Origin of the sequence: Clostridium sp. (assembly GCF_021443865.1) — a bacterium.
Classification (GTDB): domain Bacteria; phylum Bacillota; class Clostridia; order Clostridiales; family Clostridiaceae; genus Clostridium.
Genome location: NZ_JABUTB010000007.1, coordinates 55,363 through 70,021 on the forward strand (window position 1 = coordinate 55,363; position 14,659 = coordinate 70,021).

General features: G+C 29.4%; 15 protein-coding genes. 12 read left to right on the forward strand and 3 right to left on the reverse strand.

The window, feature by feature from the left end; all coding sequences use genetic code 11:
• Positions 1-13: 13 nt before the first annotated feature.
• From HUJ77_RS02455 to HUJ77_RS02475, 5 genes are all read left to right on the forward strand, one after another.
• Entirely contained in the window at positions 14-1,132 is a 1,119-nt protein-coding gene (locus HUJ77_RS02455) for an ABC transporter permease (protein WP_291706985.1), read from the forward strand.
• Positions 1,133-1,245: 113 nt separating this feature from the next.
• Positions 1,246-2,235 carry a choloylglycine hydrolase gene (bsh, locus tag HUJ77_RS02460; protein WP_291706986.1) on the forward strand — a complete coding sequence of 330 codons (990 nt, stop codon included), beginning with the start codon at positions 1,246-1,248 and terminating at the stop codon, positions 2,233-2,235.
• A gap of 223 nt (positions 2,236-2,458) precedes the next feature.
• Positions 2,459-3,223 (forward strand): ABC transporter permease, encoded by a 765-nt coding sequence (locus HUJ77_RS02465; protein WP_291706987.1) that lies wholly within the window; start codon positions 2,459-2,461, stop codon positions 3,221-3,223.
• Positions 3,210-3,923, forward strand: a complete 714-nt coding sequence (locus HUJ77_RS02470; RefSeq protein ID WP_291706988.1) for an ABC transporter ATP-binding protein — start codon at positions 3,210-3,212, stop codon at positions 3,921-3,923. The genes HUJ77_RS02465 and HUJ77_RS02470 overlap by 14 nt, the downstream gene beginning before the upstream one ends.
• A 28-nt stretch (positions 3,924-3,951) precedes the next feature.
• Positions 3,952-4,920: an aliphatic sulfonate ABC transporter substrate-binding protein gene (locus tag HUJ77_RS02475; RefSeq protein WP_291706989.1), complete on the forward strand. Its 969-nt coding sequence runs from the start codon at positions 3,952-3,954 to the stop codon at positions 4,918-4,920.
• Positions 4,921-4,997: 77 nt separating this feature from the next.
• Here HUJ77_RS02475 and HUJ77_RS02480 read toward each other — a convergent pair whose 3' ends face one another.
• From HUJ77_RS02480 to ahpC, 3 genes are all read right to left on the reverse strand, one after another.
• A complete protein-coding gene (locus tag HUJ77_RS02480; protein WP_291706990.1) occupies positions 4,998-5,366 on the reverse strand; it encodes a nuclear transport factor 2 family protein in 369 nt (122 codons plus the stop codon).
• 135 nt (positions 5,367-5,501) lie between these two features.
• Positions 5,502-7,046 (reverse strand): alkyl hydroperoxide reductase subunit F, encoded by a 1,545-nt coding sequence (ahpF, locus tag HUJ77_RS02485; protein WP_291706998.1) that lies wholly within the window; start codon positions 7,044-7,046, stop codon positions 5,502-5,504.
• A gap of 9 nt (positions 7,047-7,055) precedes the next feature.
• Positions 7,056-7,619, reverse strand: coding sequence for an alkyl hydroperoxide reductase subunit C (gene ahpC, locus HUJ77_RS02490; RefSeq protein ID WP_291706991.1), 564 nt, complete (start codon positions 7,617-7,619; stop codon positions 7,056-7,058).
• Positions 7,620-7,921: 302 nt separating this feature from the next.
• On the opposite strand from ahpC, the gene HUJ77_RS02495 reads away from it, so the two are divergent.
• The 7 genes from HUJ77_RS02495 to HUJ77_RS02525 all read left to right on the forward strand — a co-directional run bounded on the left by HUJ77_RS02495 (position 7,922) and on the right by HUJ77_RS02525 (position 14,535).
• Positions 7,922-9,061: an amidohydrolase gene (locus HUJ77_RS02495; RefSeq protein ID WP_291706992.1), complete on the forward strand. Its 1,140-nt coding sequence runs from the start codon at positions 7,922-7,924 to the stop codon at positions 9,059-9,061.
• 307 nt (positions 9,062-9,368) lie between these two features.
• Positions 9,369-10,691 carry an electron transport complex subunit RsxC gene (gene rsxC / locus HUJ77_RS02500; protein ID WP_291706993.1) on the forward strand — a complete coding sequence of 441 codons (1,323 nt, stop codon included), beginning with the start codon at positions 9,369-9,371 and terminating at the stop codon, positions 10,689-10,691.
• 64 nt (positions 10,692-10,755) lie between these two features.
• Entirely contained in the window at positions 10,756-11,769 is a 1,014-nt protein-coding gene (locus HUJ77_RS02505) for an RnfABCDGE type electron transport complex subunit D (RefSeq protein ID WP_291706994.1), read from the forward strand.
• Positions 11,762-12,391: an RnfABCDGE type electron transport complex subunit G gene (locus tag HUJ77_RS02510; protein ID WP_291706995.1), complete on the forward strand. Its 630-nt coding sequence runs from the start codon at positions 11,762-11,764 to the stop codon at positions 12,389-12,391. Before HUJ77_RS02505 ends, HUJ77_RS02510 begins: the two co-directional genes overlap by 8 nt.
• A gap of 3 nt (positions 12,392-12,394) precedes the next feature.
• Entirely contained in the window at positions 12,395-13,105 is a 711-nt protein-coding gene (locus HUJ77_RS02515; protein ID WP_291706996.1) for an electron transport complex subunit E, read from the forward strand.
• Positions 13,106-13,110: 5 nt separating this feature from the next.
• The gene (locus tag HUJ77_RS02520) at positions 13,111-13,698 is read left to right on the forward strand and encodes an RnfABCDGE type electron transport complex subunit A (protein WP_291706999.1); all 588 of its coding nucleotides are present in this window, start codon (positions 13,111-13,113) and stop codon (positions 13,696-13,698) included.
• Positions 13,699-13,710: 12 nt separating this feature from the next.
• Complete coding sequence (locus HUJ77_RS02525; protein WP_291706997.1) at positions 13,711-14,535, forward strand: RnfABCDGE type electron transport complex subunit B; 825 nt, start codon at positions 13,711-13,713, stop codon at positions 14,533-14,535.
• Positions 14,536-14,659 lie beyond the last annotated feature (124 nt).

The following is a 14,659-nucleotide window of genomic DNA, read 5'->3' on the forward strand; positions in this document are numbered from 1 at the left end:
GTAGGTATTAATATTGATTAAAATAATCATTAACACAATAAAGATACTATTTAAGAAAAAAAGCTTTATTATTATGTCAATAGTGGCACCTTCCTTAGTTATAGTATTCTTTAGCTTTATTTTTGGAAATAGTATTAATTATAAAGTAGGAATAATAGATAAGGATAAGGATTATTTATCTAATGAAATAATAAAAAGTATAAATAATATTGAAAATGTGGACATAGTTAATATAACTAATGAAAACTACGAACTTTTAATGGCATCTCACCAAATTCAAATGGTAGTTATAATAGAAGAAGATTTTACTTATAAGGTAATAAATTTAGAAGAGGGAGAAATTACATTAAAATCAATTTCTAATAGTGATATTAAGGCAACAATAACATCTATTATAAAATCAAAAGTAGATAATTTAAGCCTAATAGCTAAAATAAGTAAAAAGAATATAAATAGCTTTAAAGAAAATAATGAAGGATTTAAAGAAAACTTAATTAAATATAATTTAAATAATATTGAAGATACTAGACCTTCTATATCAAATTCATTAGGAATAGTTATAATGATGATTTTAATAACTGGATCATCAATAGCAAATTTCTTAATTGAAGATGAAGAGTATGGTACAAAGGAAAGGGTTTTAGTTAGTGGAATAAATCCACAAAAATATTATATGGCTTTAATGCTAGTATTTTATTTATTATCTTCTATAAGCAGTGCTATATATTACATACTTTGTAGATTATTAAAGATAGATTTTGGAATGAGTAATGCTAATTACTTTTTAGCTGTAATGTTATTATTAAATTTAGTATCTATAGCCTTAAATTTATTTATTGTAAGCTTTACTAAAAATAGATATATAGCAAGTACAGTAAATATATTAATTATAATACCAACCTCTATGATGTCAGGACTATTTTGGGACTTTGAAATTATGCCAAGGTATATTCAAAAAATAGGAAGCTTTTTGCCACAAAGGTATGTGTATAAAGCTGTTGAAAGTTTGCAAATGCAATGTGGATTAAATTCTATTTATGATTATATTTTTTATATGATAGCTTTATCAATAGGTCTATTTATTTTAAGTTATATAAATTTAGAAAATAAACTATACAAGCTTCACCAATAACTTTTTAAATAATAGAGAGGTTATAGGTGAAGCTTTAATATATTCTTAATTAAGTATAGGATAGTTAATTAAAGACATAATAGAAGTATCTAATTTAAATGTGAGGTGGAGTTATGTGTACAGCATTAAGTATAAGTTCAAAGGAAGGTAACTACTACTTTGGACGTAATATGGATTTAGCCTATACCTTTAATCAATCAGTTATTATGCTTCCAAGGTTATTTGAATTTAAGGATATAGTTACAGGAAATACAATAGTAAATAATCGTGCAATACTTGGAATGGGAACAGTTATTGATAATCATCCTACACTGGCAGATGCTATGAATGAAAATGGATTAGCTGCTGCAGGTTTAAACTTTCAAGGCTATGCATATTTTGAAAAGAAAGTAAGTAAAGATAAGGCTAATATTCCTCCCTATGATTTTATTCAATGGGTATTATCTAATTATGATACTGTAGAGGAAGTTAAAAATAATCTTCAAAATATAGAATTAGTAGATATTCCAATTAATGAAAAGACGCCCTGTCCAACTCTTCATTGGATGATTAGCGATAAAAGTGGTAAGTCTATAGTTGTTGAAAAAACAAAGGATAAATTTGTTTTTTACGATAATACTGTAGGAGTACTTACTAATAATCCCACCTTTCATTGGCATTTAACTAATTTAAATGAATATATCTTTATTACTCCGAATACTCCTAAAAATACTACTTGGAGCAAGCAAAAATTAAATCCTTTAGGAGTGGGAGCAGGAACACTAGGAATACCAGGAGATTTTGCATCAGTTTCAAGATTTGTAAGAATTGCGTATATTAGAGCCAATATGCCAGAGATTAATAATGATATAAATGCAGTTACTCAATTTTTTCATATGCTTGATTATGTTAAGATGGTTAAAGGTGGAGTTATAACTGAAGATGGATTAGAAGAGTTAACACTATATTCTTCCTGTATGGATCAAGAAGAATGTATTTACTATTATAAAAATTACGATAACAATAGAATAAATGCTATAGATATGAAAAAGGAAAAGTTAGAAGGTAATGAATTAAAAATATTTGAATATTTAAAAGTTCAAGATATAAATTATCAGAATTAAAATTTACTTAATAATAAAAGAAGATAAATATTATATAAGGTGACTTTAGTAAAGAAATCACAATAAATATAATATTTATCTTCTTTTGGGTTAACATTGATGTTCAATATCAGTTGTAGTATACTAGTTTTTGGAATTAGTCCACTATAGTAAAAAAAGTCTATGACATTTAAGATGCTTTATTGGAATAATGGATGTAATAATGGAGACGGAGTGTTAATAGGTGAATAAGAAAAGAATTATAAAAACATGGATTTCAATTATAGTATTGCTTTTAATATGGATAATTGTAACTAACCTTAATTTAGTAAGTTCTTATATACTACCATCACCAGCTAAGGTACTTGATAGTTTATATAAAATGACTCTATCTGGGGAAATATTTATAGATATATACATAAGCTTTATAAGAGTAATAAAAGGCTTCTTCATAGCAACAATATCCGCATTTATATTATCAATGCTTAGGATTATACTTCCTAAATCTACTGATTACTACGAGACTATTGTTCAATTCTTAAAAAATATTCCACCATTAAGTTTAATACCACTATTAATTTTATGGTTTGGTATAGGAGAAACTACTAAGATAGCAATTATCGTATTAACATCATTTTTTCCTATATATTTAAATACAGTTAAAGGCTTTATAAGTTGTGATAATAAGCTTATTGAAGTTGGACAAGTTTATGGATATTCAAGTATTAAAAGTTTTTTTAAAATAAGAATTCCCTATGCTATGTCAGATATATTAGTTGGTATGAGAATAGGCCTTGGATATAGTTGGAGAGCTATAATAAGTGCTGAAATGATTGCTGCATCAACAGGTCTTGGACATATGATTTTATTTTCTCAACAAATGTCTAGAACAGATAAGGTTATAGTAGGTATTTTAGTAATAGGGGTAGTTGGTTACATGACAGATAGATTATTTGCCTTTGTAATTAGTAAATCATTGAAGGGATTAGGTAATAATGGCTGGGATTAAGTTAGTAAATGTAAGTAAAGTTTATACTGTTGAAAAAGAAAATATAAAAGCTTTAGATAGTATTAATTTAGATATACATGAAAATAAAATTACAGTAATTTTAGGAAGAAGTGGATGTGGAAAAACTACCTTACTAAGAATTGTAGCTGGATTAATAAAACCTGATGAAGGAAAAATAGAAGAAACTGATGTAAATAGGAAAGCCTATGTATTTCAAGAAGATAGATTAATGCCATGGTTAAATGTTAAAAAGAACATTACCTTTGGGATAAAGAATAAAAATATAGATGAAGAAAAAATTAATGAAATTATAGAAACTGTAGGTCTTGAAAAGTTTTATAATGCATATCCAAATCAATTATCAGGTGGAATGAAGCAAAGAGTATCTATTGCTAGGGCTTTTGCATATGAACCAGATTTTATAATGATGGATGAGCCTTTTTCTGCATTAGATTACTTTACAAGGGAACAAATGCAAGAGGAATTAATAAAAATACACAATAAGAGAAATTGTCCAATTTTATTTGTAACCCATAGCATAGATGAGGCATTGGTTCTAGGGGATAGAATTGTAGTTTTAGAAAAGGGAAAAATTAAATCTCAATATGAAATGGATGATAAAAATAAAGAAAGAGACCTATTAAGTGATAAGTATTTAAATATTAAAAAACAGATAATGAATGACTTAAAAGTTGAATAAATAAAATATACAATTGGAGGAAAACAAAATGAAATTAAGAAACAAGGTACTAACATCTATTATAGCAGGAGCTGTAATTATAACATCTATGGTAGGATGTTCACAAAAAGGAGAGGCTAAAAAATCAGATTTAAGTGAATTAACAATAACTCACGTAACAGCCCCTTTAAATGTACCAAGTATAGTACAAAAAAATAAAAATATGATAGAAGAAGAATTTAAGAATAATGGTAAGGACATTACTGTTAAATATGCAGAAATAACATCAGGAGCAGATCAAACTCAAGCATTAGCATCAGGTGATGTTGATATATTATATGCTCTTGGAGGAACTTCAGCAGTGTTAGCAGCTGCAAATGGTGCAGACATAAAGGTATTAAATATATATGGAAGATCTCCAGAAGCTTATACTATATATTCAAAGGATGCAAGTATTAAATCAGCAGAAGACTTAAGAGGTAAAACAGTAGCAGGTCCTGTGGGAACTACTTTACACCAATTATTAGTAGCTTATCTTGAAAAAGCAGGAATGACTATTGAAGATGTAAATTATGTAAATATGTCTATTCCAGATGCAAAAGCAGCATTAGATGCTGGAAGTATTGATGCAGCATTAGTTGCTGGTGCTACTTCATATAAATCAAAGGAAGAAGGATATAACCTGATAGCAGATGGAAAGGGCTTAACTGATGGAGTAAATGTAGTTGCTGTTAGAGAAGATTTTTATAATGAACATAAAGAAGAAATAGATTTATTTATTAAGACTCAATCTAAGGTTCTTGACTTTATAAATGAAAATCATGATGAAACAATGGAAATAGTTGCTAATGATCTTGGCTTAGAAAAAGCAGCAGTAGAAGAAATGTTTAAACAATACGATTTTAATATTGAAATAACAGAAGCTGACCGTGAAGCAATGCAAAATGTAGCAGACTTTATGTATAAGACTAAAATGATAGATAAAGAATTTAATACAGATTCATTATTTTTAAACTAGTTAATAAAAAATATATTATAAACACACCACTAATTTTAGTTGTGTGTTTTTTTATCTGCAGTTTTCATAACAGTACTTTACTTTATTGGCTTTCCTAATTTTTTATCCAATCTCCATTTGGGAGGAAAATCATCATCACCAAAATATTCATTAAGTTCTTTGATTTTATTATTTTCTATTTTGAAAAAAGATGTAGCATGACAAGACATTTCTTCACTGTAAACTCTGGCTACTGTAATAATATTATTTTCAACTTCAATTAAGCGTTCAATTTCACAACTCCAATTTCCTGGATATTCACAATTGGCAATAATGTATTCATTTAAATTAAATGACTCATTGGTGCAGTGCCATCGAATTATTGCATCTTCCCAAAAATATTTTCTTAAGTTATCTTTATCTTGAGCAACTACGCTACTCCAAAACTCTCTTATAAATTCTTCCATATAACAATTCTCCTTTTAAAAAATCTCACTATATACTTTAATTATACTATACATAATTTATTAATTGAAATTCTACCTTTGTAAATATATAAATTAAGGGAACTTAAAAGAAAGTTCCCTTATCAAATATGATATTTATATATTTTGCTTATTACGAATAAGATAATCAAAAGCACTTAAGGAGGCTATTGCTCCTGAGCCCATTGCAATGATAATTTGTTTATAAGGATTATCAGTACAATCTCCAGCTGCAAAAACACCTTCTAAGCTTGTAGCACATTTTTTATCTACAATAATTTCACCTATCTTATTCATTTCTAAAATAGTATTAAGCCATTTTGTATTTGGTACTAATCCAATTTGCACAAAGATTCCCTCTAGCCTTATGTTACTTTCTTCATTGGTGTTTCTATCAATATATACTAAGCCATTTACCTTATTAGTTCCTGTAATTTCTTTTACTTGAACATTTTTTAGCACAGTAACATTAGGTAAGGAATATAACTTTTCTTGTAAAACAGCATCCGCCTTTAATTCAGGTAAAAATTCTAATACAGTTACATGCTTTACTATGTTAGCAAGGTCAATAGCAGCTTCAATACCAGAATTACCACCACCAACTACAGCTATATCCTTTCCTTTATAAATTGGACCATCGCAGTGAGGACAATAAGCTACACCTTTATTTTTAAATTCTTTTTCACCTGGAACACCAAGTTCTCTCCACTTTGCCCCAGTAGAAATTATAAGAGTTTTACTTTTAAGAGTAGCATTACTTTCTAAAGTAACCTCTATATAATCATTATTTTTAGTTATTGATTTTGCACTTTCAGAACTAATAATATCAACATTATAGCTTTTCACATGTTCTTCTAAGTTTCTAGATAGTGTTGGGCCTTCTGTATAAGGAACACTAATAAAATTCTCAATAGCCATTGTATCCATTACTTGACCACCAAAGCGCTGAACTACAATTCCAGTTTTAAGGCCTTTTCTAGCAGAATATATTGCTGCACTAGAGCCAGATGGGCCTCCACCAATAACTAAAACATCAAAAATTCCTTTATCATTAAGAGAAGTACTATCTTTCTTTTCACCAAGCTTTAATAAAATTTCTTCTAGGCTTATTCTACCGCTATCAAAAACTTCACCGTTTAAAAATATAGTTGGAACAGCCATAATATCTCTAGCTTCAATTTCTTCTTTAAAGCTTTCACCATCTATCATGCTATGAGTGATTTTTGGGTTTAAAATACTCATAAGATTTAATGCCTGAACAACATCAGGGCAATTATGACAACTTAAGCTTATATAAGTTTCAAAATTCAATTCCCTATCAATAGATTTTATCCTATTTATTATACTTTCATCTACTTTAGGAGGTCTTCCGCTTACTTGTAATAAGGATAAAACTAAAGAAGAAAATTCATGCCCCAGGGGAACTCCTGCAAAAATCACCCCAGTATCTTCATACATAGAATTAACACTAAAGCTAGGAGTTCTTTGTAAATCAGCATCTTCCATATGAATTTTAGAAGACATAGAAGCAATTTCATTAAGAAGTTCAGCTACCTCTAAAGAATATTTATCAGTACCTAAATTCTTTTTTATTAAAATATCATTTTCTAACATATTAAGGTAGGTTAGTAGTTGCTCTTTAAGATTATTATCTAACATAATAAGTACCTATTAAATTTTTCCAACAAGATCGAGACCAGGTGTTAATGTTTTAGATCCTTCTTTCCATTTTGCAGGACAAACTTCCTTTGGATTATTTCTTACATATTGAGCAGCTTTTATTTTATCTACTATAGAACTAGCATCACGGCCGATATTACCAGCATTAATTTCAATACATTGAATAGTTCCATCTGGATCTATAATAAAGGTACCTCTATCAGCAAGACCAGATTCTTCTATAAGAACGTCAAAGCTCCATGAAATTGCATGAGAAGGATCTCCAATCATAATATATTCAATTTTACCAATTGCTTCAGATGTATCATGCCATGCTTTGTGAGTAAAGTGAGTATCTGTTGAAACAGAATAAACTTGAGCACCAAAAGATTTAAGAGTTGCATATTGGTCTTGTAAATCTTCAAGTTCAGTAGGACATACAAAAGTGAAATCAGCAGGATAGAAACAAACTACACTCCATTTACCTTTGAAATCTTCTTCTGTTACTTGAATAAACTTTCCATTTTGATATGCATCTGCTCTAAAGGCTTCAACTTGCTTTCCGATTAATGACATATATAATCTCTCCTTTATATTTATGATAGTTATCAACACATATTATTCGCTAGATAATAAATCATTATTCATAAGGAATTTCTCCAAATTAAATAATTAACAACAGAAGCAATTAATGTAATAATAAGTTATCAAGTTATAAATTCTCTATTAGTCAATAAAAATAAGATAGTAGTATTTTTATTATTCAAGGTAATTTTTACAGATTAAAAGAATAGTATAGAGTAATAAATACTAGATAGTATCTTACATTATAAAAAAATCTTAAGATAATGTCCTAAACAGGAGAGGAGACAAATAATATGCTTTTACCTATTAATGAAAATAAATTAAGTGAAAAACTAATTAAATATAGAAGAGAATTACATGAAAATCCTGAATTATCTATGGAGGAGCATGAAACTACTAAAAGAATTATTAAGTGGTTAAAGGAGGAAAATATAAATATATTAAATTTACCTTTAACAGTTGGGGTGGTTGCTGAAATAGAAGGAGACTATCCTGGACCAATTATTGCTTTAAGAGCAGATATAGATGCACTTCCTATTATAGAAGAAACAGGTTTAGACTTTGCTTCTAAAAATTATGGTGTAATGCATGCTTGTGGTCATGATTTTCATACTTCAGCAATTTTAGGAGCAGCTATTATTATAAATAAAAATAAATCAAAATTACATGGAAAGGTAAGAATTATATTTCAGCCAGCAGAAGAAAATGCAAAAGGAGCTGAAATCATTATAAATTCTGGAGTCTTAAAGGATGTAAAAGCTATCTTTGGAATGCATAATAAACCAGACCTTCCAGTAGGAACAATAGGTATAAAATCAGGACCACTTATGGCAAGTGTAGATAAATTTAAAATAGATGTTATTGGAGTAGGAGGACATGCTGCTATTCCAGAAAGATGTATAGATCCAATTATAGTAGCTAGTGAAATAGTATCTTCATTACAAACAATTATAAGTCGTAATTTAAGTCCTTTTAATAATACTATTATAAGTATAACTAAGTTTCAATCAGGTAACACCTGGAATGTAATACCTGAAAAGGCTTATTTAGAAGGTACAGTAAGAACCTTTCAAAAGGATGTTAGAAAAATAATTCCTGATTTAATTAATAGAAATATAGAAGGAATTGCATCAGCTTTTGGTGCTAACGTAGATTTTAGATGGTATCCATATTTGCCAGGAGTTTATAATGATGAAAGCTATACTAAAGTAGTTACTGAAGCTGCAATTGAATTAGGATATAAAGTTGAACTAGCCAAAGAAAGTACTGGAGGAGAAGATTTTGCATTATATCAAAATAAAATTCCAGGATTTTTTATTTGGATAGGAGTTGGAGGAACAAAAGAATGGCATCATCCTTCTTATAATTTAAAGGAAGAGGCATTAATTATTGCAGCAAAGTATTTTGCTAATTTAGTAATTAAGGCATTATAACATTTTATTATTAACAAATATATTAAGATTGTCCTATGCTATAAAATTAATTAATTTAATTTTGAAGTATAGGACATTTTTTTATAAATATTAATTATAAAGTAGTTATTAAATTCAAATTTAAAAGGAAATTTAATATATAAGATTAATAGAATATTTTTTAATTACATATAGAATGTGTAAAATAATTCAATATTATTGAAATAAATGTAATTAAATGAATAAATTGTTTTTTTATAATTGTTAATTTATTCCCTTTGGAATATAATTATATTGTTCAAAAATTTAATGGTAAAGGGTTGAGTTTATGAAATTAGGTACATTTAAAGGTGGTATTCATCCAAGGGATGGGAAAGATATATCAAAAGATCTTCCCATAAAGGAAATTTTACCTAAAGGAAATTTGGTATACCCTATAGCTCAGCATATAGGAGCACCTGCAAAACCAATAGTTGCTGTTGGAGATAAAGTGTTAGTAGGGCAAAAAATAGCAGAGTCTACAGGTTTTATTTCAGCCAATATTATATCTTCAGTATCTGGTACAGTAGAAGCTATTGAACCAAAACTTAATGTTTCAGGTAATAAAGTTATGTCGATTATTATTCAAAATGATAACGAATACAGAAAAATGGATGGTATTGGCGAAAAAAGAGATTATACTAAACTTTCTAAAGATGAAATAAGAAATTATATTAAAGAAGCAGGCATTGTAGGTCTAGGAGGAGCTGGCTTTCCAACTCATGTTAAGCTTACTCCAAAGGATGACAATGCTATTGATTATGTAATTGTAAATGCAGTAGAATGCGAACCTTATTTAACTTCAGACTATAGAGTTATGCTTGAAATGCCTGAAAAAGTAATTGGAGGACTTAAAGTTATTTTAAGTTTATTCCCAAAGGCTAAAGGAATAATTGCCATTGAAGATAATAAGCCAGAGGCTATAAAAGTTATTAGAAAGGCAGTAGAAGGAGAAGATAATATTACTGTAAGGGTTCTTAAAACTAAATATCCACAAGGAGCAGAACGTTCTGTAATATTCGCTACAACAGGAAGAAAAATTAATTCAACTATGCTACCAGCAGATGCAGGTTGTGTTGTTGATAATGTTGATACTGTAGTATCAATTTACATGGCTGTATGTGAATCAACACCTCTTATGAGAAAAATAATTACAGTAACAGGAGATGCTATTAGCAATCCTAGAAACTTTGAAGTAAAAATAGGGACAAACTATTCTGAGCTTATAGAAGAAGCAGGAGGGTTTAAAGAAAGACCTGAAAAAGTCATTTCAGGAGGACCTATGATGGGAGTTGCCATATTTAATCTGGATGTTCCAGTAACTAAAACAACCTCTGCACTTTTATGTTTTCTAGAAGATGAAGTAGCCAAGAATGAACCTACAGCTTGTATTCGTTGTGGAAGATGTGTGGAAGTTTGTCCTAGCAATCTTATACCTCAAAAAGCAATTGAAACTATAGATGGGTTAGACAATGAATCATTTATAGCTATTAATGGTATGGAATGTTATGAATGTGGAAGTTGTACTTATATTTGTCCTGCTAAAAGGAGAATTACACAAGCCTTTAAACAAAGTAGGAAAAGTGTTTTAGATAGTAGAAAAAAGAAGTAATAAAATTTTAATTTATAAAAATACTTAGGGGAAATAAAATTTATGGGGAAAGGAATTATCTAAAATGAGTGAATTATATAATGTATCAGCATCACCTCATGTAAGAAGTAAAGAAAGTACTAAAACTATAATGGCTGATGTTGCAATTGCATTAATTCCAGCAGGTTTATTTGGAATATATAACTTTGGATTAAATGCATTAATAATAATATTAATAAGTGTTGCCACTTGCGTGATTACTGAATATATCTATCAAAAAAGAATGAATAAAAAAATTACAATAAATGACTTTAGTGCAGTATTAACAGGTCTGTTATTAGCATATAACTTACCATCTACTGTACCTTTTTGGGTGCCAATAGTAGGGGGAGTTTTTGCAATAATAATTGTTAAGCAGCTATTTGGAGGGCTTGGACAAAACTTTATGAATCCTGCCTTAGCTGCAAGATGCTTTTTACTTATTTCATTTTCAAGAATAATGACTGACTTTGGGATTGCAGCAGATAGTACAGTTAAAGGAATTATAATGAATGGACATGCAGCTGTAAATGGATATGCTATGGTGGATGGTGTTTCATCAGCAACTATACTTACAGCAGTTAAAACAGGAGGAGATTATAATTTATTAAGTATGTTCCTTGGAACAACAGGTGGAACAATTGGAGAAACCTCTGTAGTTGCAATTTTAATAGGAGCAATTTATCTTCTTAGAAAAAAAATAATTTCTCTAAAAATTCCTATGACATATATAGGATCATTTATTGGATTTATTATAATAATGAATATTTTAGGTGGAAAAGGTCTTAACATAGAATATCTTATAGGAAATCTTTTTGGTGGTGGTTTAATGCTTGGGGCCTTCTTTATGGCAACAGATTATGTTACTTGCCCAATAACCCAAAAAGGAAAGATATACTTTGGAATTTTACTAGGATTTATTACAGCAATATTTAGGTATTATGGAAGTTCAGCAGAAGGAGTTTCCTATGCTATTATATTATCTAATATGATGGTACCTCTTATCGAAAAATACACTCTTCCAAAGGCATTTGGAAAGGAGGCTACTATAAATGGCTAAGGGAAAAAATACAATAATTAAAGATACAATAATACTTTTAATTATAACTCTTGTTTCTGGATTTATATTATCAACAGTTAACAAGGTTACAAAAGAGCCTATTGCTTATGCTAGAACAGAAGAGAAAAATAAAGCTTATAGAGGAATGTTTAATGAAGCAGAAACTTTTGAAGCAAATGAAACCTTAGTTAAAAAATGTGAGTCTTCTAAGGATTTTTTAGAGGAAAAAGGTTTTAATGGAACTACAGTAAATGAAGCTTTAATTGCAAAATCAAAGAATGAAACTATAGGTTATATCATAAATGCCACTTCACCTAATGGATATGGTGGAAATATTGAAATTTCCCTTGGACTTGATAAGGAAGGAAAAATTCAAGGCTTTGAAATACTTTCAATTAGTGAAACAGTAGGACTTGGTATGAAGGCTACTGAAGAAGAATTTAAATCACAATTTGCAGGTAAAAATGTTAAAGAAATAAAATATTCAAAATCAGGTGCATCTAAAGAAGATGAAATTAATGCTATAAGTGGAGCTACCATTACAACTTCTGCTGTAACTGAAGCTGTAAATTCAGCATTAGTATTTGCAGAAGAAAATATTTTAGGTAAGGAGGCTTTTTAATAAATGAATAAATGTACAGAACGTATTTATAATGGAGTAATTAAAGAAAATCCTACTTTTGTAATGATGCTTGGATTGTGTCCTACAATGGCAGTTACTACAGCTGCTATTAATGGAGTTGGAATGGGACTTTCAACAACAGCAGTTTTAGTAGCTTCAAATTTACTTATATCAATGCTTAGAAAAGTTATACCTGATAAGGTTAGGATGCCTGCATATATAGTTATAGTAGCATCTTTTGTTACAGTAGTAGAAATGCTACTTGAGGCATATTTTTATGAGAGCCTATATAAATCCCTTGGTATTTATATACCTCTTATAGTTGTTAACTGTATAATCCTTGGAAGAGCAGAAGCCTATGCAGCAAAAAATGATGTGGTGTCATCTATTTTTGATGGAATTGGAATGGGACTAGGCTTTACCTTAGGACTTTTAGTTATTGGTGCTGTAAGAGAAATAATAGGAAGTGGGCAAGCATTTGGACTTAATATATTACCATCTTCCTATGAACCAGTATCCATATTTGTACTAGCTCCAGGGGCATTCTTTGTAATTGCATTTTTAACAGCCCTTCAAAATAAATTTAATGCACCTAGTGCTACTAATAAGAAGAAGTCAGAAGAGAGCTGCACTTCAAGTTGTGCTGGATGTACTCTTTCAGGCTGTAGTTCAAAAATTGAAATGATTAATGGAATTGATGAGGGGGGTAAATAATTATGATAAAAGATTTAATTTTAGTTTTAATAACTACTATTTTTATAAATAATGTATTACTTAGTCAATTCTTAGGTCTTTGTTCTTTCTTAGGGGTTTCAAAAAAGACAGAGACAGCAGTTGGAATGGGAGGAGCAGTTATATTTGTTATAACATTCTCTTCTGCAATAACTAATCTTATTTATAATTTTATACTTGTGAAAGTTAATCTTGAATATATGAAGACCATTGTATTTATAGTGGTAATAGCTGCTTTAGTTCAATTAGTGGAGATGATTCTAAAGAAATATATACCTAGTTTATATAAAGCTCTTGGAGTTTATCTTCCTCTTATAACCACAAACTGTGCAGTTCTTGGAGTTGCTCTTACCAATGTACAAGTACAATATACAAGCAATCTTCAAAGCTTTATTTTTAGTGTAGTATCAGGTCTTGGGACATCTATAGGATATTTAGTTGCAATTTTAATACTTGCAGGAATAAGAGAGAGAATAGAACATAATGATATACCAGAATCTTTTAAAGGTATGCCTATAGTAATAATATCCGCAGGACTTATGGCAATTGCTTTTATGGGATTCGCTGGGCTATAAGGGGGATATAAAATGGGAGAGATTATAATAGCAACAGCAGTTTTAGGGGGAATTGGAATTATTATTGGTGTTCTTCTTGGAATTGCAGGAGAGAAGTTGCAAGTAGAAGTAGATGAAAAAGAACTACAAGTAAGAGAACTACTTCCAGGAAATAACTGTGGAGCATGTGGATTTCCAGGATGTGATGGGTTAGCAAAGGCTATAGCAGAAGGAACAGCTGCTGCTAATAGCTGTCCAGTTGGAGGTGTAACAGTAGCCAATCAAATAAGTGAAGTTATGGGAGTTGCACTAGAAGAAAGTGAAAAGAAAGTAGCCTTTGTAAAATGTGGAGGCACTTGTGAAAAATCTAAGAAAAAATATAATTATTATGGAACAGAAGATTGTTCTCAAGCTGTAATTGCCCCAGGGGCAGGAGACAAAGGTTGTTCTTATGGATGTTTAGGCTATGGATCTTGTGTAAGAGAATGTTTATTTGATGCTATTCATGTAATAGATGGAATAGCTGTAGTAGATAAAGAAAAATGTGTTGCCTGTGAAAAATGCGTAAAAACATGCCCTAAGAATCTTATTGAAATGATTCCATATAGTGCTGAATATCAAGTTCAATGTATGTCTAATGATAAGGGTAAAGAAGTTAAAGCAGTATGTGATGTTGGTTGTATAGGTTGTAAGTTATGTACTAAAGTATGTGAAAGCGATGCTATTACAGTTGAGAATAACTTAGCAAAAATAGACTACGATAAATGTATAAATTGTGGAAAGTGTGCTGAAAAATGCCCAGTTAAGATAATTAAGCATAGTAGTACTATTGATTCAAACATTACCATATCAGTTTAATATAATAATCATTTAAATAAAAATAAGCTATTAGTTAATTAAATGCTAGTAGCTTATTTTTTTTGAAGTAGAGATTTAATTTCAATTATTTCCTTGGTTAATTCATTAACTTGTTTTTCTAATG